The sequence below is a fragment of the Photobacterium sp. GB-72 genome, from assembly GCF_003026095.1.
Taxonomy (GTDB): Bacteria; Pseudomonadota; Gammaproteobacteria; order Enterobacterales; family Vibrionaceae; genus Photobacterium.
This window is the reverse complement of sequence record NZ_PYNV01000032.1, coordinates 1-21,916: the sequence shown is the minus strand read 5'-3', so window position 1 is coordinate 21,916 and position 21,916 is coordinate 1. Positions and strand designations below refer to the sequence as shown.

The window sequence follows — 21,916 nt, the reverse complement described above, 5'->3', positions numbered from 1 at the left end:
GCTGCCTCTAATTTAAATTCAGCACTAAATAATCGTCTTGTTCGTTTTGTCATGATGTCACCTATCCATGTTAAGAGGTGATGATATCACCTCTGAGTAGGTGGCCAAATTTAATGTACCACTACAATCACTATTTTAGCCAATTACAACTACATCAATATAATGGCGGATTAATATCTAATAAGTCTGACAACCATATTGGTAAACCTCTAAAATAAGACCAGTATTTATTGACTACTACACTTATTTTTGGCTGAATTTTTGATTATATTTCTTGGTATAAAAAATAAAATATAGAAAATAATTACATCGTCTAAAATAATAAGTTCATGGTGTTAGAATGCTAATACACTACTTCATTGCTTCGATCACGTATAACTATGTATTTATGTTCATTTAGAATTAGTTACATGTCTAACACTACAATCTTCGTTTACTCCCCCTAGAATATAATTTTCTATTTACTATTGAAGCTTAATACACATAAATATCTCTCCCTTTTTAAGCTCAGTTTACACCTTGCCCTGTAGGGAAGAGTCAATTAGTTTCTAAACACTTATTAATATTGTCTTGGTATGTTTTGATCATCGATTGCTGCTGGTGCAATAGGTTAATTTGTTCTTCAATTGCTTTACTTTTCTGCTCAAGAAATATGCTTACAACATCCCAACTTAGCACTGTTTTATCTCCTAGCAGCCTCTTAAATTCCGCAAGACTAACCCCAATAGATTGTGCATCTTTAATCAAAATAACGGTTCTAACATGGTTATCATCATAAATACGATAACTCCCCTTTCGTACTACTGTTCCCAACAAGCCTAACGACTCATATAAGCGTATGGCTTTGGCCGATGCTCCTGTTAATTTAGACACTTCACCGATATACATCAGTTACCTCCTTGTTAATTGTCTTCCTTGTCTATCTATACGCTATTTAACAGGGCCTTTCTCAAACTGTATTAAGTTATCGGTTATGTCATTCCATGGTGCTTTAGATGCCGTGAAAATATGAAAACTCGGCTTATGCGTTGGAATATCATCTAAAATTCCTAAACGAATATTATGCTTGCCTGTTTTTAGTTTCTTTGAAAACAAACTTGAACCACAGATTCGACAAAAAGCGAGTTCCGTTTCTTCACTTTTTTGAAATAGCGACACAGTATCTTCACCTGTTTTAAAGCGAAATTTCTCTGAGCTTAATCCTCCCACCGATGAGTAATCTGACCCCGTAAATTTACGACATTCAGAACAATGACAATTTCCCATATACTCAAAATCATCAGGCACTTCTATCTGCACCTTGCCACATAAACAGGAACCATTTAGTTTTTTCATTTCATCTTTCTCTCTAAAATCAAAGACAAAACCCTAGTATTTAAATAAGCCAATTACAATAATGAATCTCATATTCTTAAAAATAAAAAAGCCGACGTATTTAACGTCGGCTTAATATTTACTCTACTGTTCAAAAACTACTTGATAGAGCGTGCTAACTGAGTCGTTAACTCATCCACACCTTTAGACAGTGCTTCCACTTGCGCTGAATAACCATCTTTTGCTAAAGGTACACGGAATGAAAATGGATGTACGGTTTGTAAATCGCCATTACCATTAATCAATAACCATTCACCTGCCACTTCAGCAACACCGCTATAAACACCATTAAACTGGTTAATACGCACTTGTAAGCGTGGTATACCTGCAGTAGACAATGTTGGTGTTAGCTGTGTTGCCCAAAACTTAGTTTGTTTTTGGCGTAAATCAAATGTGATTCGACGCGTTAACTGCGTACTCAGTGATTCACCCCAAAGGTTTTGCTGCGCTTCAACAATTTCAGTGGGGCTGGTTTGATACACTAAACCAGTACCAGCAAGATGTGCCGCAACTTCAACAGGGCGCACAATTAACAATGATTTATTACTAATGTTATGTGCCGTATTCGCACTGGTTGGCATCGGTAACATATATGTTTTTAATGCCGGTTCTGTTGAGCTACATCCTGTTCCAGCAAGCGCTACCGCTGCAATTAATAACCACTTTTTCATTATTTACGGCCTCCAACTGGAATAGGATCTTTCGCTTTCTCATCACCAAACACTAATGAATTTGGCTTCTCATTTAATTGACGAAGTACGGGTTGTAGTTCCGTCATCACTTGCTCAAATTGTACAAGTGCACCTTGTAAATTTTGGTACGCTGCTGCATTTGGGCTAAAGCCATTTAAGGTGTTTTGGATCTCTTTCAAACTCGCTTTAATATCAGACGGTAATGTCTGAGTATCTTTTTGCTTAAGAATACGATCAAGATCTTGTGTAACACGCGCTGCTGAATTCATTGTTTTCTCAGATGCCTTTAAAGTCGCAGTCATTGAATTCAATGTATCTTCTACAGGAAGTTTATTAAATTTATTGAGTAAATTAGTTAACTGCTTCTGCACTTCAGCAAGATCACCCGCTTTAGTTGGAAAGACTTCGTAACCATCATATTTAGCCAGTTTTTCAGGTTTCTCGCCTTTGTACACATCAGTGCCAATATATAGCGCACCTGTTAATAAATTACCGGTTTTCAATGTTGCACGAAGTCCGTTCTTAAACTCTTTTTCAAGATTTACACGCAGATTATCCAATGTACCTTCATCTGAATGGTTATATACTCGACCTAAATCGATACGTACCAGTACAGGGATTTGTTCGCTTGTAAAACCTTCTTCACTGTTTGGTAAACGCAATGGCACTTTCTGTACCGTACCAATTTGAATACCACGGTATTCAATCGGTGCTCCCGCTTTCAAACCACGAATGGATTCTTTAAATAACATGACAAAGTTTAAGTACTTATCGTACATTTTCTCGTGATAATCTTGCTCACTATCGAATAAACGGTAATGTTTTAATTGTTTATTCTGAGCCATACCTTGATCATCAGATGGTGTTTGGAATGTGACACCACCAGTAATTAACGATTCCAATGATCCAATCTTGACGTTAAAACCTTCAGCACTCATTTGTACATTCATACCAGATTGCATAATGAACTTACTGGTTGTGCGTACTAGTCGATTATAAGGTTCAAAGATAAACAATTGGTAATTAGCTAGTTTACTATTGATATCAAAGCTCGTTTTCTCAACGCGACCAACAGTAAAGCCATCATATAATACTGGGTCACCAACACTCAATTTACCGGCTTCATGACTTGTCAGTACAACACGTAATCCTTTCGCATCCGCAGGTGCAACAGGGGGAACTTCTAGCGCTTTAAAATGATATTTATCATCTTTACCTTGGCCTGGTTGCATTTCAATATACGCACCAGAAAGAAGCGTATCTAAACCAGACACTCCTTCTTTGCCAATTCGTGGCTTAACAACCCAGAACTTAGTATCGTTTTTCAACATACGCTCTGTATCATTATCCATCTGTGCGGTCACTGTTATATAGCTATAGTCTTTACTTAGCTGAACTTTGGTGACAACACCGACTTTCACATTTAGAGATTTAATCGCGGTTTTACCCACTTCAATACCAGAGGCATTAGGAAGGCGAATCGTTATTTCAGGCCCTTTACTATTAAGATATTGAACAAACATCCAAATACCAATAGCCAAAGCCACAACAGGAATGATCCAAATTGCAGATACTTGCTTCAGGTTTTGTACTTTAGCCTCATTTGGCTGGTTATCACTCATTTTCTGTTTCTCGTTAATACTGGCTAGTGACTACTGATTAGATTCAGTAGTGTTTAACTCTGAACCATAATTAATTTTATTTTTTTCACCCCAAAACACCCGAGGATCGAAACTCATTGCCGATAACATGGTAAATACCACTACTGTTGCAAAGCAGATTGCAGCAGGTCCTGGTGAAATAGCCATCAAGTTTTTCAACTGCACAAGTGCAACTAATATCGCGACAACAAAAATATCAACCATAGACCATCGACCGATAAATTCTGTCATACGATAGATTTTTAAACGTTTTACAGACTCTCGTGTTGAGTCATTCGGCTTTTTACCTGCACAGTAATAAAGCCACGCTAAGGCAAACATTTTTGCCATAGGAATGAAGATACTGGCAATAAAAATCACCACCGCGATTGGCCAAGACCCCATTTTCCATAACATCACCACACCACCCATGATAGTGGAACCTTCGGTTTGTCCTAGGCTTACGGTATACATCATAGGATACAAATTTGCCGGAATATAAAAAATAATCGAAGCGATTAAATAAGCCCATGAATACTGTAATGAATGTGATGGATTGAAACCATGAAGCTTGCTTTCACAACGAATACATTTGGCATGATGGCTATTAGGCAGAGGATTTATTTGGTTACAAACATGGCATCCCACATGATTATTTGATAAATGTGTGTCGCCATCATGTACCCCCTCTATGTGTTTCATGACAAAAAACTGATCCCACAACCATGTTCGATCAACTAATGAAACACATTTTACAACCAAAACGCTGTAAATACAGAATGCCCAGAATGAGTATCCCATTCCAATATGCGCTAACGCTGAAATTTTAACCAAACTGACTAATACGCCAATGAGAAATACATCTACCATTAGCCAAGGCTGAATTTTAAATAATATTCGGCACAACAGCTTTATAGTTTCAGGGTTACCGCGTACATACCCAATTCGTTTAACATGCGCTGCACGGTAATAGAGATACATGACTAATATGATGTAGACCGCAGGAAAAACCAATACGGTTAACATCAACAGTAATGCAAGGAAGCTATTCTCAAAATGCTGTAATGTTTCTGCGGCATTCAGCAGCATGATTTGTTGCCCCATTCCATTCACGCTAAATGAAAGAAAAGGGAAAGAAAGGCTGAGTACCAACATAATCAAACATGCAAGACCGTACGCTAAAGGGCGATGAAATGGCATGATGATTCTTTTCGCTAAGGTATGTCCACAGCGAGGACAGTCCGCCTTTTGTCCATCTTTGATATCTGGGATATCGACTACCAATCCGCATTCTTCGCAAGCGATCATCAATTCTGATGGAGTTTGTTGCTGTGGCGTTTGTGTTGTCATTGTTAATTTCTTTCTATCGCTATTCTTACTGCAATCGTACCAGACTGTTGAATACATTTAATAAATGTTAAAACAGCGAGACACAGTAAAAGTAGTGTTGCTTAGACAAAACCTAAACATACTAAATATAAACAGGCGCGTATTGTCTTCCTTCATTGCATTTAGAGCAAGAAACTTTAAGTTAGAAAAACAAATAAAGCCTTATTTTTAATGCAAATTCCGATTTAAAACATCGTATTATAACAAGAAAACAAATGATATACGCACGATTTATGCGGATTTAACTCAAATACAATTTTTCAGTGTTCTTTGCACAGATAACATCATTTAAATGAATTCCTTTAATGTCATGAGTCCACCATGTTACTGTTACTTTTCCCCACTCTAAAACAAGCGTCGGATGATGAAATTCTTCTTCTGCTAATTGCGACACTTTATTGCTAAATTCCCACGCTTGTTTGTAATTACTGAATTTAAATGTACGAGTTATACGATTTACACCGTTAGGATTAATAATTTGCCATTCTGGTAATGTCGCCATGTATTCAGCTAAAATATCATCACTTAATTTTGGTGAGCCTGAATGGCATGCTTCACATTTCAATTTATCTAAACTCGTCATTAATCGTTTCCTTTTAGCTAAAGGTGGCAGCGCGTAATCCTTTTCGCTGTGCTTCTGCTACCAACCCGAAAATATCTTGGTTAGTCACTTGGTAAAGTTGCTCCATACTTTGCAATACAAAATATTTAGGCTGTAGTATGTCAATTCTATATGGCGTTCTCATTACCTCTATAGGATCAAAAGCAACACGTTGCGGTATGGTACTGACTGTCGCGTAATGTGTTTCTTGTGGCGATGATAAAATACCACCACCATAAACTTGGTATTTACCATTTTGATTTAGTAAACCAAATTCAACCGTAAACCAGTATAGTCTAGCTAAATAAACTCTTTCCTCATGCGTCGCTTTTACACCGAGTTTTCCATAAAAATGCGTAAATTGTGCAAAATATGGGTTGGTTAGCATTGCGCAATGTCCAAATACTTCATGAAAAAAATCAGGCTCTTGCAAATAATCTATATCAGCCTTAGTACGAATAAAGGTGGCAACAGGAAATTGCTTGCGTGCGAGTAAAGAAAAGAAATGATCAAAACTTATTAAGGCAGGTACAGCAACGCATTGCCAACCTGTGGTATCGAGTAATACTCGATTTATTTCTTTTAGTTGAGGGATATGATCGTGAGGTAAATCTAATTCAGCTAAACCCGCTATATACTCATCGCATGCCTTGCCTTGCACACAATGAAGTTGGCGAGTTATAAGATGATGCCAAATAGCATTTTCTTCTTCATTCCAAGTAATAACCCCATTACGATCTACAGGCTTTGAGACATAACAATGCTTTGTCGGATTACTACTCTGTTTCTTTTGCATAATAGCCTCCGTTTATAGACTAACCACCAACCGACACTATTATTTTTATTATTAACTCTATAAATATTAGAAGTGATCCTTATTATCAGCCATTTTTATCACTAAAAAACAGGCTTTAATGCCTAATTTGACTAACACTTAATCTGATTAATGATGCAAAAAATGTAAACAAGAATGAACATCTTTAATTCTGCATCTAATCAATAATATTGCGATTTCTGCACTTTCAACCACAGTTAAGTGATAGCAATAGTAAATAATGAGGCAAGGAATGCATAAATGGTTTCAGTTTCCAATTATTGAAGGGCTATCAAGCAAACAAGCACATTGTGACTTACCCAATGACAGTTTCGAACGCGAATGCGGTCGAGAAGGTTTTTTTGGCCCAGCAACGCACATGTACCATAAACATCCGCCAACAAGTTGGGTCTCATGGTGTGGTGAGCATAAACCAAGAGCATTTGATGCCTTAGCTTTGCCCCAAATCGGGGATACACCTTGGGATGCACCACTACTGCTATCAAATAGCGATATTAAACTACGTGTTTGGCAAACCAATAAAAGTATGGATCATCTGGTGCGAAATGGTGATGGTGACGAATTATTGTTTGTTCATCAAGGTAGTGGAGATTTGTATTGCGATTATGGTCATCTGCCTTTTAATGAAGGGGATTACCTTGTGCTTCCTCGCTCTACAACATGGCGAATTGAAACGCCCAACACGGTTACTTTGTTGATGATTGAAGCAACCAATAACAGTTTTAAAAGTGTTGATCATGGGATTGTCGGTGAACATGCCCTCTTTGATCCCGCAATACTTGAATACCCTAAAATCAATGCTGCATTTAAAGCACAACAAACAGAAGATAATTGGCAGATATTGTTAAAAGCGCGTAACCAAATTAATACAATTTGCTACCCGTTTAATCCCTTAGATAGCATCGGCTGGAAAGGAAATCTAACGGTACTAAAACTTAATTGGCGTGACATTCGCCCACTCATGAGCCATCGGTATCACCTTCCACCATCAGCACACTCTACCTTTGTCAGTGATAATTTTATTGTGTGTACCTTTGTTCCTCGTCCTGTTGAAAGCGATCCTAACGCTTTAAAAGTGCCCTTTTTTCACAGTAATAATGATTATGATGAAGTGATTTTTTATCACCATGGCGATTTTTTCAGTCGAGACAATATTAAACCCGGCATGATCACGTTTCATCCTTGCGGATTTCCACATGGTCCACACCCTAACGCTTTAATAAAAAGCCAACAAGCACCTAAAACATTTATCGATGAAGTAGCAGTAATGATAGATACTCGAAACCCTCTCGATATTGCACCCAATGTTAGTGAGGTTGAATTACATAATTATGTGGCGTCATGGCAACGTCATCAACATCCTGAATAACAATAAAAGTAAGGATAACAACAATGAAACTTGCTTCATTACAACAAAGTAGAGATGGAAAGCTCATTGTCGTTTCTCGCGATCTTAAATGGGCGGTATCAGCTCAACATATTGCCCCTACCATGCAATATGCACTGGACCATTGGGCTGATGTTGAACCCATTCTTAATGATCTTTATCACGCACTAAATAGAAAAATGCTTGAGCATCGTTTTGTTTTTCAGCCAATGCATTGTGCATCTCCCCTTCCTCGCGCTTTTCAATGGGCAGATGGTAGTGCCTACGTTAATCATGTTGAGTTGGTGCGCAAAGCAAGAGGTGCAGAGATGCCAAAAAGCTTTTGGCAAGACCCTTTAATATATCAAGGTATGTCAGATCAGTTTTTAAACCCTACACAGCCCATCGAAGTTGAAGATCTTAATTGGGGCGTTGATTTTGAAGCTGAAATAGCCGTTATTACAGATGATGTCCCTATGGCGACAAGCGTAAAAAATGCTGAGAAACACATTAAACTGTTAATGCTTGTTAACGATGTGTCGCTAAGAAATTTAATCCCAACAGAACTGGCTAAAGGCTTTGGTTTTTTTCAATCTAAACCTTCATCGGCTTTTTCTCCTGTCGCGGTGACACCTGATGAGTTAGGCGAGTCATGGAAAGAGAACAAGGTCAATAATCGACTTTATGTTCACTTAAATCAGCAGCTCTTTGGTAACCCCAACGCAGGTGTTGATATGACATTTAACTTTGCCCAATTAATTCATCATGCAGCCAAAAGTCGTCCATTAACCGCTGGCACTATCATAGGTTCAGGAACAGTTTCTAACGTAGATAGGTTATCTGGCTCTTGTTGTATTGCTGAAAAACGAATGCTGGAAATGATAGAACAAGGCGAGCCTCAAACTCCCTTCATGCAATACGGTGATAGCGTAAAAATAGAAATGTTTGATGCTGATAAACATTCTATTTTTGGGGCTATTGAACAAGCCGTTATTCCCTTTATTAAGCATTAACTTCAAGTACCTTAATTACTCAAAGAGAGCTGAATATGGCATTTACCCTATATGATTACTTTCGCTCATCAGCCTCATATCGAGTAAGAATTGCCTTAAACATTAAGCAGCTAGATTATACCTGTGTGCCGATCTCGCTGCTTGATAATCAGCAAAACAGTCGCCACTACAAAAACATGAATGCGACGGGTTTATTACCTACACTTGAGCATAACCAATGTTACATATATCAATCTCTCGCTATTATCGAATATCTTGAGCAATGTTATCCAACACCAAGTTTACTGCCTTGTAACACCATAGAAAGTGCGCAATGCCGAGCCTTTGCGTTATCCATCGCTTGTGATATCCATCCGTTAAATAACTTACGTGTACTCAACTATTTAGAACGCAAATTAACCGTTACAGTAGAACAAAAACAACAATGGTATCACCACTGGATAGATCAAGGTTTTACAGCATTAGAACAGCAGCTTGCCAGTAACAATAACCCTGAAAAGTTCTGTTTTGGACTTGCCCCAACCTTAGCCGATATATTTTTGATCCCTCAAGTGTATAACGCCCGACGTTTTAATATTGATTTATCAAATTTTCCAACCATTAACGCTATAGAAAAACACTGTAACCAGCTTGAGCCTTTCATCAAAGCAGCACCTCATCTTTAATTCTTCAACAAAAATAGCGCATTTTAAGAAGGACGGAGAACATACTAATGACTGATGATTATAAGCAATGTCTCTGGAAGCCAAGTCGAAAACGCATTCAAAATAGTTTGCTGTATCAATTTATGGTGCAGATCAGTGAACAACACAAACGTCTATTTCATGATTATACCCAATTGCATCGCTGGTCTATAAAACATAGTGATCAATTCTGGCAACAGCTATGGCAATTTTGCAATGTAATTGGCAACCAAGGTGAAAACATTGTCTATTGTCCAACACACAGCCCTATTCCCAATAAAGATCAACGCTGGTTTCCTGATGCCACGCTCAATTTCGCCGAAAATTTACTTGCTTACAGCACGAAGCTAAGCCAACAAGATGCAATTGTTTTTTATAACGAACACAGTTTTAAAGATACAGATAAGCAACATGCCCAGCAGCGACTATCTTGGCAACAACTCCACCAGCAAGTAGCAATAGTCGCACAGTATTTACAACAACAAGGGGTACAAAAAGGCGATGTGGTTGCCGCTTACATGCCTAATATTCCGCAAACAGTTATTGCTATGCTAGCGACCACCTCTTTAGGTGCAGTATGGACATCCACGTCTCCTGATTTCGGGACTGAAAGTGTTGTCGAACGCTTTAGTCAGACCCGACCTAAAGTTATTTTTACTACCGATGGCTATATTTATAACAACAAAACAATAACCAGTTTAACCACATTGACAGAGGCTTTATCTTCCCTTCCTAGTGTCAAAAAATTAATTGTTTATCCTTATATAAACCAAAATCCTATCGATAAACTACTGTTACAAAGTCCTTCCTTACCTTCTCATATCACCGTGAGTACATGGCAAGAAATGGAAGATGTTATTCATTACCCTGATTTAGCGTTTACTCCTACGCCCTTTGATCATCCGCTGTATATATTGTATTCATCAGGTACCACGGGGAAACCCAAGTGTATTATTCACTCTGTCGGTGGAACCCTATTAAATCACCTGAAAGAGCACCAATTACACTGCAATATTAAACCTTCCGATCCCATTTTTTATTTTACGACTTGCGGTTGGATGATGTGGAACTGGTTAGTCAGTGGCTTGGCATCAGGCGCAACACTCGTATTATATGATGGATCGCCTTTATCCCCAGATCCTTATCAATTGTGGAAAATGGCAGACAAAGAGAACCTTCGCTTATTTGGCACTTCCGCCAAATACTTAGAGACCATAGAAAAAATGCAGATCATACCGAACAAGTACGTGACATTGTCACAACTTGCTATCATTTGCTCTACAGGTTCAGTACTCGCACCTGAGCAGTTTGATTATGTCTATAAGCACATCAAACAAGATATTCAGCTCTCATCAATTGCAGGCGGAACCGATATTTGTGGTTGCTTTGCCATTGGCAATCCAATCGGTGCTGTGTGGCGTGGGGAGTGCCAAGTCAAAGCCTTAGCAATGGACGTTAATGTATTTAATCAAGCAGGAGAAGCTATCTTTGATACATGCGGTGAACTTGTCTGTTGCAACAGTTTTCCCAATCAACCCATCGCATTTAGTCAAGATCCAAAGGGGGAAAAATATTTCCATGCTTATTGGAATACCTACCCCAACACTTGGCATCATGGCGATTATGTCAGTGTGTCTCATCACGGTGGGCTCACCTTTTATGGGCGCTCTGATTCAATCTTAAATCCCGGTGGTATTCGCATTGGCACTGCTGAAATTTATCGTCAAGTCAATCCGTTTCATGAAGTCGTCGATTCTGTTGTTGTTGGACAGCAGTATCAAAACGATGTTCGAATTGTTCTCTTTGTTCAGCTACAACCAGATGTAACGCTCGATAATATCTTAATCAATCGTATCAACACGCAACTTCGCAATCAGTGCTCTCCCCATCATGTTCCCGCAAAAATATTACAAGTTTCTGCAATACCCAGAACTAAATCAGGGAAAATAGCAGAAAAAGCGGTGAGAGATGCCATCCACCAACGAAATGTTGTAAACACAAGTGCTATCGCCAACCCAGAAAGTTTAGAGCAGTATAAAAATAGATCAGACTTAGCGTGATAATACGTACAAGGGAATAGGTAAGTTTATCTTCTATTCTTCTAACACAGCATTGATTGCTTCTTTAATTTCATCACTAGAAAAGCCTTTGCTTGATAGATAACCATAAGCTTTGCTCTTTTCTTTAAAGTCGGTGAGATCGTAACGTTTCTTGGCTAGAGCTAATTGGCAGTTGTAGTAGAAATCTATTTCACCTGATTCAGTTAGTTCATCTAGTACATTATCGAGCTCTGAGATATCAACATGCTTCATTTTTAGCTCTTGCGCGATTAATGAGCGCCCTTTTAGCTTTTTGGCAAGTTTAATCACTTCAGCTTCAAGATTGGCGTTCTTGCCTTTGATTTGTGCTTTGGTCAATAAGGTATCTGACGCGCTATGCTCTGAAATACCACGAGAAATGTCCTCCATACTAAAACCACGTTTTAATAAGTCATTGACGACTTTCTCTGCCGATGTGGTTGAGAAGTCTTTAAAACGTGCCAAGCGTGTGTTAATCATCGATTGCTCACAGATCGCCATTCGCTGCATTGTTTCCGTGATGACTTGCTCTATGGTGAGTTCATCGATGCCTTTGGTTTTAAGTTTTTGCTGGATGTATTTACGTCCATATTGGCTATTAAAAGCTAACTCACAGAAGTGTATGGAAAATGCATGGTCGCTTTTTAGGTAACCATAGCTTTTCATTTGTTCAAGTACGGTTTCGACCCACTCTTTATTCTCTGTTTTTGCTTCAAGTTTTTTGCGCAATTCAAATTCAGAGTGATCACGTAGGTTTAAGTGGTAAATCGCGCTATTAATAACGTTTTGAATGGTGGAAGCAGGATAAGGCTTTTTCATACAGCATCGGAGAATTTCTAAAAGTTATTGCTATGATAACAGTTTACGACACTGAAACGAAAAAAGAGGCACTCATTGAGCGCCTCTTTATATTTGTTGTTAAGTTTCTATCTCATACCATTGGCTAGTATTGAAACTTTGCGTTTTGATTAACAGTGTAAATCAAAACGGTCAGCGTTCATTACTTTAACCCAAGCATTTACGAAATCGTTGACGAACTTCTCTTCTGAGTCAGCACATGCGTAAACTTCTGCAAGTGCACGTAGTTGTGAGTTAGAACCAAATACTAGGTCGACACGTGATGCCATCCACTTTTGCTCGCCAGTCTTACGATCTGTACCTACAAACACATCTTGGTCTACAGAGGTTGGTTTCCATTGTGTAGACATATCTAGTAGGTTAACGAAGAAGTCGTTAGTTAATGCTTCTTTACGCTCAGTGAACACACCGTATTCGCTGTTGTCGTAGTTCGCACCTAGTACACGCATACCAGCTACAAGCACTGACATTTCAGGTGCTGTTAGCGTTAGTAGTTGTGCGCGGTCTAGTAATAGCTCTTCTGCTGCGACTGTGAACTTCGCTTTTTCGAAGTTACGGAAACCATCAGCAATTGGCTCAAGAACAGCAAATGATTCTACATCGGTCTCTTCTTGTGATGCATCCATACGACCAGCAGTAAATGGTACTGTGATGTCACGGCCTGCATTCTTCGCAGCCATTTCCACACCTACACCACCAGCAAGTACGATTAAGTCAGCAAGAGATACTGTTTTATCGAAGTTCGCTTGAATACCTTCAAGTACGTTTAGCACTTTCGCAAGTTGCTCCGGTTGGTTTACTTCCCAATCTTTCTGCGGTGCTAGACGAATACGTGCACCGTTTGCACCACCACGCTTGTCTGAACCACGGAATGTAGAAGCAGATGCCCAAGCTGTTGATACTAGCTCACTGATTGATAGACCAGATGCAGCTATTTGTTGTTTAAGTTTTGCAATATCAGCATCGTTTACTAGCTCGTGATCAACCGCTGGGATTGGATCTTGCCATGTGAACACTTTAGCTGGTACTTCAGGCCCTAAGTAACGTGATACAGGACCCATATCACGGTGAGTTAATTTAAACCATGCACGTGCAAATGCATCAGCGAACTCTTCTGGGTGTTCGTAGAAGCGACGAGAGATTTTCTCGTATGCTGGGTCAAAACGTAGAGACAAGTCAGTTGTTAGCATAGTACCTCGGTGCATACCATCACCAAATGCATCTGGGTACTCTAGCTTGCCATCTTTAGCAATCCACTGATAAGCACCTGCAGGACTCTTTTCTAATTCCCATTCATGGCTAAATAAGCTATGGAAGAAACCATTACCCCATTCCGTAGGTGTTGTTGTCCACGTTACCTCAAGACCACTTGAAATTGTATCGCCAGCTTTACCGCTACCATAGCTTGATGTCCAACCGAAACCTTGCTCTTCAATTGAAGCACCTTCAGGTTCTACACCTACGTGTGCTGCATCTGCTGCACCGTGTGTTTTACCGAATGTGTGACCACCAGCGATAAGCGCTACTGTTTCTTCATCGTTCATTGCCATACGCGCAAATGTTTCACGAATGTCGTGTGCTGCTAGAAGTGGATCTGGGTTACCGTCTGGACCTTCTGGGTTAACATAGATAAGACCCATTTGTACTGCTGCTAGTGGGTTTTCAAGATCACGTTGCTCGCTGTCTTTTTCGTAACGTGTGTCATCAGCAAGCCATGTTTTTTCTTTACCCCAGTAAACGTCTAGCTCTGGTGCCCAAATGTCTTCACGACCACCAGCAAAACCAAATGTTTTAAAGCCCATTGATTCTAGTGCAACGTTACCTGTTAGAATAATAAGGTCAGCCCAAGAGATCTTGTTGCCATATTTTTGCTTGATAGGCCAAATTAGGCGACGTGCTTTATCAAGGTTTACGTTATCAGGCCAGCTGTTTAGTGGTGCAAAACGTTGGTTACCTGTGCTCGCGCCGCCACGACCATCAGCAGTACGGTATGTACCTGCACTGTGCCATGCCATACGAATGAAGAAAGGGCCGTAGTGACCGAAGTCTGCTGGCCACCAGTCTTGAGAATCTGTCATTAGTTCACGTAGATCTTGCTTCACAGCTTCAAGATCTAGCTTTTTGAATTCAGCGGCATAATCGAAATCTTCGCCCATTGGGTTTGATTTACGATCGTGCTGGTGAAGAATGTCTAGTTTAAGTTGGTTAGGCCACCAATCACTTGGAGACGTACCATTACCAGGGTTAATTGACGGATTAACCGCGTGCGTGTTGTGGAATGGACATTTAGACATTGAGTGTTCACCTTTTTATTTTAATTAGTATTATTGCCATTAATTCTTAGCTCCATTCAATATAGCTCTTAGGTATTGAGAAGCAATTAAAAAGATTCGTTAAATTTGAAATTTTAAAATTTGATATAATTCTTTTTAGCGATTTAAAATAAAAAATCAACAGGAATTCTTCATCTTTAACTAAAACATTAAACTGCACCAAAACAAAACTTTCGATTTGATATAAATCAAAAAAAATTTATTTACAAAATACAATCTCGTTTAATGGCGTAAATTTAAATCAATTGAATGCGTACAGCTAATACTATAAATCTATTGATTCAATAGATGGTGGTTATCAAAAGATAATGAACACAACAGCACTATTCTCCAAAGGAATCTTGGTGCGGTATTGAACATCTAGTCCTGGAAGTTATAATAAAAAAAAGTGATAGCCAGAAAGGATATCACTCTTATGTTTTTATCTTGAGGCTACTTTTTTATTGTTTCTATAATCGGTAACAATAACGATATTTTTAAACCTCCCTCAACTGAACGACCCGCTTCTACTTGTCCTCCAGTGACTAGCATCGCTTCCTTTACAATGGCGAGCCCCAAACCATAACCCCCAGATTGTTTATCTCGTGCACCCTCTATGCGCGTGAACGGATCAAAGATATGTTTTAAATGTTGCTCAGGGATCCCATCACCATCATCTGAAACCGATACAACAACATAAGACTGATCCGCGTTATTTCTTATACTGGTATGAATGATAATATTGGCTTCACTTCCAGCATATTTAATCGCATTACCTATTAAATTTTTAATTGCTCGTACTAATAATCGCGTATCGGTCTGAACCATTGGCAGTGCTCTATCAATATCTTTAATGATCGATTGGCCATGCGCTTTTAGCTGTAAACATTGTTCAACCGTTGAATCACAAAAAGTTTGGACGTCGACAGGAATAAGCTTGATATTCGCTTTTGCATTTTCAAATTGACTAAATTCAAGGATTTCTGTGACGAGTTCATTCATCTCTTCTGATTCTTGCTCTAACCGATCCACTAAATGCAAATGTTCAGATGAGGTACGCTTTCGGATTAAATGCAATGATAAATTATGTCTAGCCAAAGGCGTTCGAAGTTCATGAGAAACATCACGAATTAAACGCCGTTGTTTCTCTGTTAGCAATTGTATTTGATTTGCCATGTTATCGAAATCTGTCGCTAATTCATTAAACTCTTTTACTTTCTCTCCCATAACATGAGCGACACGCACTGAAAAGTCACCATTAGCTAAAGAACGACTCGCGTGTCTTAAAGTATCTAATGGTCGCTGCAAATAGCGTGCGATAATTAATGAAAACATTAAGGTGATCAGAATCGCAATCACTACCTGTATTAAACCAAAATACAAAGAAAAATTTTTGGCCGGGTGTAATTCATGAGGTAACTGAACCACCAATTTATTACCATTTTTTAGAGGTATCGTAAAAATGGGTTGATTAACACGAGAATCTAAAATTGAATTCAATGGTCGAGCATATTTAAGTTTAAACTTAAAATGAGGATGCATTATTCGGGTACTTATCTCTTTGTTATCACTGTAAAGTACAAAAGCATAATATTTTTGTTTACTCTCCCACTCAGCAAGTCGCTGCGGATCACCGTTTTCAGCTAAAGGTTCAACTTCTGCTGCCATCTTCAAAATGTCTTGCTGAACCTGTTGCGGGACATGTAACAATGTTTTGACTAAAGCGACCTCTGCTAAATTCTGAAGCCCTAATATGACCAGTAAGCCTACGGTAAAATAAGAAAAAAGTCGGAAAACTAAGCTTTGCTTATGCAAAGGAAGTCGATGCTTTCCTTGTATCACTTTAGAAACATTCACTTGTTTATACTCCTAAACACTTGCTTCTCTTTTTATCTATAGTAACTAGCAATTCAGCCTATCCTAGTCACAAAAAACACGTCACAGATAGACGATACTGTATTTTTACATGACAATAGTTATGGCGTTTATTTCTTAGCATTTTACTCATTTAACATTATGCTTCTTAACTCTATTCATCACAGCAAAAGGAAGTTCTATGATGAAGACCATTATTTGTTTACTGACATTATTATTAGTCGGCTGTTCATCAGGTTTACAAGTCTCTGTTCCTGATTCTGTTTATGAGAAAAATCAAGCCACAGGTTATCTTGTTGGTACTCTGGGTGCTAATACCGAATGGCCGAAAACAGGTAAAAACCTGCTCACAACGATTAACATTCGCCCTCTAAGTAGCAATAAATTGAGTATTGGAGAGGGTAATATTATTACGATCACCAATAACAATGAAGATGGACATTTTGAGGATTCAACAATTAGCGGTCATTTGTTTAATATTGAGTTACCTGTAGGACAATACGAAATTTTCAGTATTCAACTTGAAGGGTCAGATGGTAATAAAACGCTGATATCCAAAAACATAGGTAAAATGGATGTTACATTTTCAATTACTGCCAACCAAGCCAGCTATATTGGACAGTTTCTTGCCGTTAGCCGTATAGCGAAAAGTGAACTTTGGAATCTTGAGTATCCAAGTGGCTATGGCTATTTACAGCATAGTTATGATCAACAACGTGATGAAATATTATTTTCTCAGCAGTACCCTAAGCTGCAAGCGACCCCTTTTAATCTTGAATTACTCACTTTTAGCGATAATCGTGTATTAAAGAATTAATGATGGCTCTATTATCTAAGCCGAAAAATAAGACGATCGAGTATCGTCTTATTTTTTATATTTGAAGAAAACGCATTACTCCGAAACACATGAAGAGTAACTATACCCTCTCCCACGCACTGTTTTAATGTGCTGTTTAGACATTCCTGCTAACACCATTTTACGACGTATATTACTGATATGCATATCAAGGTTACGATCAAACGGGCTAAGCTCTTTCTTCAAAACATCTTTTTGTAATGTGGCTTTTGAGACGACAATATCGTTATTCTTAATTAAGTATTTAAGTAAATCGAGCTCTGTACCAGTTAACGGTAAGCGAGAAAGCTGACTTTCTAATTCCACCGATGTTGAGGGCAAACAATGGCGCTGGCGCTCTAGTCCCACTCTTCGTAAGATTGCCGATATACGTACTAGCAATTCATCAACTTTAAATGGTTTAACCAAGAACTGATCAGCGCCAGCCTGCAAACCATCAAGCATCGTTGCTTCATCTCCTAGTGCTGTAAGCATAAGGATTGGCGTTGCAAAACGCTGACAAATACGGCGAGCAACCTGCATACCGTCAAGTGTGGGTAACATTACATCCAGCAATATCAGATCGACACCTGTTGATTGAAGGTATGTTAACGCAGATTCACCACAATGAACGCAACTAACTTCATGACCTTCATCTTCGAGAACTTCAGTTAATAACACACATAATTGTACGTCATCATCAACCACTAATATCTTAGACACAATACAACACCTAAACACAATGAATGTGCATATTAATCACCTGCTAAACAGATAACAATAGCTATAACATCTATCCTATTAAGAAAAATTAAGAACTTACCGCTACAAACAAAAAAACGATGCTCTATCTCTAGAGCATCGCTTTTAATACGCTTATCTGATTATTCTTGGCAAATTAAGCTTGCAACTTTTGCTTCTCTTTGTGGCACATACCATGAATCTAACCCCGCCTGAACTAACTGTGTAGCTTGTTCTGGTGTCATTGTACCATTTAACACAGCAACACTGGTTTGGTCGATTTGAGCCTCAAAACTCTGTTTACCTCGAGATAAAATCTGCGCAGCACTTCGAATAGTAGAATCACACTCATTACGCCATCCCATCATTTCTTTCGCTATCGGGTTTTCAACTTCAAAGAAATGGTTAGATAATGAGAAGAAACCAGGAATAGAGTTAGTCAATAACTCAGCATACTCCGCCGTTGTCATCCATTCTAGTAACGCTTTTGCCGCTGGATTATTCTGTGCTTTAGTATTTAACCCTATACCAATATCAGTATGATCGCTGAAATAACATTCATCACCGCGATTTTCTACTGGAGGTGGAAATACGCCAAAATCTAGCTGGCCTGTAAAGGTGCTAATATCCCAAGAGCCCGCAGGATAAATAGCCGCCTTCCCTGTTTTGAACAATTCAATGGAATCGGCATATTTACGTGTCTGATAACCATTGCCTAAAAACTTATTCCAATTCGCTAATTCCTGAAATACTTGTCGGTATTTTGGTGAATCAAAACGCTCAGTGCCATTAATCAACCCTAATCGTCCATCTTCGCCTTTCCAGTAATTAGGGCCTATATTTTGAAAGCCCATCGTACTGGCTTCCCATTTATCATTCGTGCCTATTGCTAAAGGCACATACTGACCACTGTTTTTAATCATATTCAACACATGATTAAACTCAGCCGTTGTTTTAGGTACACTTAAATCGAGTTTTTTAAATGCATCTTTATTGTAGAAAAAACCATGGATTACAGAGGCCATAGGCAAACAGAAGGTCTGTGCTCCTGAATCAGTTTGCCAAGGGCTTAATGCAAAGCTCGGGAAGTTCTCCATCCCAGCCATTTCTGTAATATCGCTAAGGTGCCCCTGCGTAAACAGCTTTAACGAACCATCAAATGGACGACAGGCAATCAAGTCGCCAGCATTACCATTGGCAAGATTGGTATTCAAATCATCAAGAAATGAGGTCAACCCTTCTGGTGAGCGATAGGTGATTTTAATATTCGGGTAATGCTTATTAAATGCTGGAATGATTTTATCTTTCCAAATCGCATCATCTTGTCGCCAAGAATCAACCAATACAGTACCTTTTAATGAGGAATCATACTGTTGTGCAGTTACCGATAGTGGTGAAAGACCAGCTAACGCGATACCACTAATAACAAGACTGCGACATAAGGTTGATTGAACCTTTGTATAAAAAGGGGAAGCCATTCTCTGTTTCATATTTATACCTTAAATCGTTCAATCAATTGACGTTGTTCTGCAGCTAGTTTAGATAGCGACTCACTACTATTTGCAGACTCACGCGCTTCTGACTCTGCGTTGTAAGCAACACTCGCAATCCCATTAATATGCTCAGCAACATCTTGACTCACTGAAATTTGCTCTTCGGTTGCATGAGCAACTTGCTCTGCCATTTCAAGAATAACGCGCATACGATCAGCTATCGTTTGTAGTGTTTCATCTGTCAAACGTGTTTGTTCAACACATTGCTCCGTTTGTTTATGACTTCTCGCCATGACCTTAGTTACCATTTCAGCGCTGTGCTGAAGGTTATCGATCATCTCATTTATTTCTTCTGTTGATTGTTGAGTTCGATTTGCTAAAGCACGGACTTCATCAGCAACGACAGCAAAACCACGCCCTTGCTCACCCGCACGTGCTGCCTCAATCGCCGCGTTAAGTGCCAATAAATTCGTTTGCTCAGCAATGCCGCGGATAACATCTAAGATACTACCTATATTCACCGTAAAGCTTTCTAATTTGCGTGTGATATCAACCGCTTCAGTAATATCAATCGATAGTTGCTCTGTGATGTTTCGACTATTAAATACTAAGTCTCGCCCTTGTTGCGCAGCCTGATTTACTTCATTGACTTCATTCACAGTCAGATCTGATGAACGTGAAATTTCTTTCGCACTGACTTCTAATTCAGAAATAGCAGCGGCTACTTGATCTGTACGTTGTTTTTGATCTTCAACACGGCTCATCGCCTGTTCACTTGTAGCAGCGGTTTTATTTGCCTCTGTTACTAGTTGTAAAGAGCCATCGTTAATTTTGGTGAGAATATCAGCCATACTTTCAGACAGTTGGTCGATTGAGCGAGACAGCGCACCAAATTCACACTGAGATTGGTAATTAGTACGTTGAGTCATATCACCCGCTGTCATCTTACGTAATACCGCATTAATACGTGCTAATGGCGTGTGGATACTTTTTGCCGTAGTAAAGGCAATAATTAAAGCAATAACACCTGAAACCAAACAGGCAATAATAATACTGTACGTCGCTTGGTTGGCTGCAGCATCAGCAGCATTTCGACTATTATATGCATTGCTACTCGCATACTGCATATAATCATTAAGTGCTGTTTGAGTAATAACAACTTGCTGATTAGACTGTTGATTCAAAGCTGACAGTTGACTTTCTAGCTGGTTATTTTCAGCCATAACCGCCAGTAATCCTGTTTTGCCCAATGCTAAATCATGGACGCGTTGTAAATTACGCGCATAACGCGCTTTCACATCTTCAGGTACATTAATGCGCTCTAAACCTTGTTTTGCTAATTCAATATCTTTAGCAAGCACTTGGCTTAGTTTTTCAAAGTTAGTATTTTTATTAGCACGACGGACATTTTTTAAGTCACGACTAATACCACTGGTAATAAGTTCAGCTCGATTGCTTAAAGAGCGTTTTACACTCGCACGTTGAAGTAATAAATTCGCAGACCATTGATAAGTATCTTCTAATCGAAGAAACGACAAATTAAGCTCTGTCAATCGGTCATTAACAGCAATCCATTGATTATGCGCATTAATTGTTTTTTGTGATAATTCAAAAAATTTATCAGCTGCAGCAAGTGCCGTTGATAGCTTTAGTCTCGCTTCCTCATCAACAGCATATTGCAATGCTTGTTGTTTTGCAGTGTTAAATTCACGTTGAGCCTGTAATACCGCCTCTTTTCGCTCATTTAATAAGTTCGATGATTGAGTCGTACGGTAATCAACAACTGATAGCTGATTTTCACGTAAGCTCGCGAGTAATTGACTTGCCGATGTAACCATAGGTGTCGACACCTCAGTGACATCAGTAAGGCGATCATGGATTCGACTGGTATTGATATAACTAATACTTCCAACTACGGCAATAAGAATAAACATTATTATAAAGCCGACAATGGTGCGCTGTACTATTGATAATGACATAACATGCTTCTATTTATGATTAAATCACGCCGCAGCTGATTAAATAAGATAAGTATGAATATACTTATTTCGCGGTTCTAAATAAAAAGTTAACAACAGAATCAATATCAAGATCACACTTTATTATTTAAATAGTGATAAAGGTATTTATT

General features: G+C 38.8%; 18 protein-coding genes. 5 read left to right on the top strand and 13 right to left on the bottom strand.

The features are described 5' to 3' along the window. Positions 1 to 537: 537 nt before the first annotated feature. The 7 genes from C9J40_RS21425 to phhA all read right to left on the bottom strand — a co-directional run bounded on the left by C9J40_RS21425 (position 538) and on the right by phhA (position 6,492). A complete protein-coding gene (locus tag C9J40_RS21425) occupies positions 538 to 888 on the bottom strand; it encodes a MerR family transcriptional regulator (RefSeq protein ID WP_107247939.1) in 351 nt (116 codons plus the stop codon). 42 nt (positions 889 to 930) lie between these two features. Then, positions 931 to 1,335, bottom strand: coding sequence for a GFA family protein (locus tag C9J40_RS21420; protein ID WP_107247938.1), 405 nt, complete (start codon positions 1,333 to 1,335; stop codon positions 931 to 933). A gap of 137 nt (positions 1,336 to 1,472) precedes the next feature. After that, entirely contained in the window at positions 1,473 to 2,045 is a 573-nt protein-coding gene (locus C9J40_RS21415; RefSeq protein WP_107206969.1) for a membrane integrity-associated transporter subunit PqiC, read from the bottom strand. Then, positions 2,045 to 3,688 carry an intermembrane transport protein PqiB gene (gene pqiB, locus C9J40_RS21410; protein ID WP_107247937.1) on the bottom strand — a complete coding sequence of 548 codons (1,644 nt, stop codon included), beginning with the start codon at positions 3,686 to 3,688 and terminating at the stop codon, positions 2,045 to 2,047. Before pqiB ends, C9J40_RS21415 begins: the two co-directional genes overlap by 1 nt. Before the next feature lie 30 nt (positions 3,689 to 3,718). Continuing rightward, on the bottom strand, positions 3,719 to 5,056 hold the full coding sequence (locus C9J40_RS21405) for a paraquat-inducible protein A (protein WP_107206967.1): 1,338 nt from the start codon (positions 5,054 to 5,056) through the stop codon (positions 3,719 to 3,721). Positions 5,057 to 5,336: 280 nt separating this feature from the next. After that, on the bottom strand, positions 5,337 to 5,678 hold the full coding sequence (locus C9J40_RS21400; protein ID WP_107206966.1) for a 4a-hydroxytetrahydrobiopterin dehydratase: 342 nt from the start codon (positions 5,676 to 5,678) through the stop codon (positions 5,337 to 5,339). A 13-nt stretch (positions 5,679 to 5,691) separates the two neighbouring features. Next, a complete protein-coding gene (gene phhA, locus C9J40_RS21395) occupies positions 5,692 to 6,492 on the bottom strand; it encodes a phenylalanine 4-monooxygenase (RefSeq protein WP_107206965.1) in 801 nt (266 codons plus the stop codon). A gap of 271 nt (positions 6,493 to 6,763) precedes the next feature. Here phhA and C9J40_RS21390 point away from each other — a divergent pair, with 271 nt between their 5' ends. From C9J40_RS21390 to C9J40_RS21375, 4 genes are read left to right on the top strand one after another with little or no spacing between them, the layout of a single operon-like run. Further along, positions 6,764 to 7,900 (top strand): homogentisate 1,2-dioxygenase, encoded by a 1,137-nt coding sequence (locus C9J40_RS21390; RefSeq protein WP_107247936.1) that lies wholly within the window; start codon positions 6,764 to 6,766, stop codon positions 7,898 to 7,900. A 23-nt stretch (positions 7,901 to 7,923) separates the two neighbouring features. Then, a complete protein-coding gene (locus C9J40_RS21385; RefSeq protein WP_107247935.1) occupies positions 7,924 to 8,910 on the top strand; it encodes a fumarylacetoacetate hydrolase family protein in 987 nt (328 codons plus the stop codon). Positions 8,911 to 8,945: 35 nt separating this feature from the next. Next, the gene (maiA, locus tag C9J40_RS21380; protein WP_107247934.1) at positions 8,946 to 9,575 is read left to right on the top strand and encodes a maleylacetoacetate isomerase; all 630 of its coding nucleotides are present in this window, start codon (positions 8,946 to 8,948) and stop codon (positions 9,573 to 9,575) included. A 47-nt stretch (positions 9,576 to 9,622) separates the two neighbouring features. Then, on the top strand, positions 9,623 to 11,653 hold the full coding sequence (locus C9J40_RS21375; RefSeq protein WP_107247933.1) for an acetoacetate--CoA ligase: 2,031 nt from the start codon (positions 9,623 to 9,625) through the stop codon (positions 11,651 to 11,653). A gap of 33 nt (positions 11,654 to 11,686) precedes the next feature. Here the strand turns inward: C9J40_RS21375 and C9J40_RS21370 are convergent, their stop codons facing one another. The 3 genes from C9J40_RS21370 to C9J40_RS21360 form a co-directional block, all read right to left on the bottom strand. Beyond that, entirely contained in the window at positions 11,687 to 12,490 is an 804-nt protein-coding gene (locus C9J40_RS21370; protein ID WP_107206960.1) for a RecX family transcriptional regulator, read from the bottom strand. 149 nt (positions 12,491 to 12,639) lie between these two features. Beyond that, positions 12,640 to 14,823, bottom strand: coding sequence for a catalase/peroxidase HPI (gene katG, locus C9J40_RS21365; RefSeq protein WP_107247932.1), 2,184 nt, complete (start codon positions 14,821 to 14,823; stop codon positions 12,640 to 12,642). 471 nt (positions 14,824 to 15,294) lie between these two features. Further along, positions 15,295 to 16,698: a sensor histidine kinase gene (locus C9J40_RS21360; protein WP_107206958.1), complete on the bottom strand. Its 1,404-nt coding sequence runs from the start codon at positions 16,696 to 16,698 to the stop codon at positions 15,295 to 15,297. A 199-nt stretch (positions 16,699 to 16,897) separates the two neighbouring features. On the opposite strand from C9J40_RS21360, the gene C9J40_RS21355 reads away from it, so the two are divergent. Further along, positions 16,898 to 17,533: a hypothetical protein gene (locus tag C9J40_RS21355; RefSeq protein ID WP_233220341.1), complete on the top strand. Its 636-nt coding sequence runs from the start codon at positions 16,898 to 16,900 to the stop codon at positions 17,531 to 17,533. Positions 17,534 to 17,608: 75 nt separating this feature from the next. Here the strand turns inward: C9J40_RS21355 and C9J40_RS21350 are convergent, their stop codons facing one another. The 3 genes from C9J40_RS21350 to C9J40_RS21340 all read right to left on the bottom strand — a co-directional run bounded on the left by C9J40_RS21350 (position 17,609) and on the right by C9J40_RS21340 (position 21,764). Then, entirely contained in the window at positions 17,609 to 18,274 is a 666-nt protein-coding gene (locus C9J40_RS21350) for a response regulator transcription factor (protein WP_107206957.1), read from the bottom strand. A gap of 161 nt (positions 18,275 to 18,435) precedes the next feature. After that, positions 18,436 to 19,782 carry an ABC transporter substrate-binding protein gene (locus tag C9J40_RS21345; RefSeq protein WP_107247931.1) on the bottom strand — a complete coding sequence of 449 codons (1,347 nt, stop codon included), beginning with the start codon at positions 19,780 to 19,782 and terminating at the stop codon, positions 18,436 to 18,438. Positions 19,783 to 19,784: 2 nt separating this feature from the next. Further along, positions 19,785 to 21,764 carry a methyl-accepting chemotaxis protein gene (locus C9J40_RS21340; RefSeq protein ID WP_107206955.1) on the bottom strand — a complete coding sequence of 660 codons (1,980 nt, stop codon included), beginning with the start codon at positions 21,762 to 21,764 and terminating at the stop codon, positions 19,785 to 19,787. Positions 21,765 to 21,916: the final 152 nt, after the last annotated feature.

Bases quoted from the DNA above. Each gene is read 5' to 3' on its own strand.
- C9J40_RS21405 (WP_107206967.1), bottom strand. From the start codon at position 5,056: ATGACAACACAAACGCCACAGCAACAAACTCCATCAGAATTGATGATC.
- C9J40_RS21345 (WP_107247931.1), bottom strand. From the start codon at position 19,782: ATGAAACAGAGAATGGCTTCCCCTTTTTATACAAAGGTTCAATCAACC.
- C9J40_RS21370 (WP_107206960.1), bottom strand. From the start codon at position 12,490: ATGAAAAAGCCTTATCCTGCTTCCACCATTCAAAACGTTATTAATAGC.
- C9J40_RS21425 (WP_107247939.1), bottom strand. From the start codon at position 888: ATGTATATCGGTGAAGTGTCTAAATTAACAGGAGCATCGGCCAAAGCC.
- C9J40_RS21390 (WP_107247936.1), top strand. From the start codon at position 6,764: ATGCATAAATGGTTTCAGTTTCCAATTATTGAAGGGCTATCAAGCAAA.
- C9J40_RS21400 (WP_107206966.1), bottom strand. From the start codon at position 5,678: ATGACGAGTTTAGATAAATTGAAATGTGAAGCATGCCATTCAGGCTCA.
- C9J40_RS21375 (WP_107247933.1), top strand. From the start codon at position 9,623: ATGACTGATGATTATAAGCAATGTCTCTGGAAGCCAAGTCGAAAACGC.
- C9J40_RS21420 (WP_107247938.1), bottom strand. From the start codon at position 1,335: ATGAAAAAACTAAATGGTTCCTGTTTATGTGGCAAGGTGCAGATAGAA.
- katG (WP_107247932.1), bottom strand. From the start codon at position 14,823: ATGTCTAAATGTCCATTCCACAACACGCACGCGGTTAATCCGTCAATT.
- phhA (WP_107206965.1), bottom strand. From the start codon at position 6,492: ATGCAAAAGAAACAGAGTAGTAATCCGACAAAGCATTGTTATGTCTCA.
- C9J40_RS21355 (WP_233220341.1), top strand. From the start codon at position 16,898: ATGATGAAGACCATTATTTGTTTACTGACATTATTATTAGTCGGCTGT.
- C9J40_RS21385 (WP_107247935.1), top strand. From the start codon at position 7,924: ATGAAACTTGCTTCATTACAACAAAGTAGAGATGGAAAGCTCATTGTC.
- pqiB (WP_107247937.1), bottom strand. From the start codon at position 3,688: ATGAGTGATAACCAGCCAAATGAGGCTAAAGTACAAAACCTGAAGCAA.
- C9J40_RS21340 (WP_107206955.1), bottom strand. From the start codon at position 21,764: ATGTCATTATCAATAGTACAGCGCACCATTGTCGGCTTTATAATAATG.
- maiA (WP_107247934.1), top strand. From the start codon at position 8,946: ATGGCATTTACCCTATATGATTACTTTCGCTCATCAGCCTCATATCGA.
- C9J40_RS21415 (WP_107206969.1), bottom strand. From the start codon at position 2,045: ATGAAAAAGTGGTTATTAATTGCAGCGGTAGCGCTTGCTGGAACAGGA.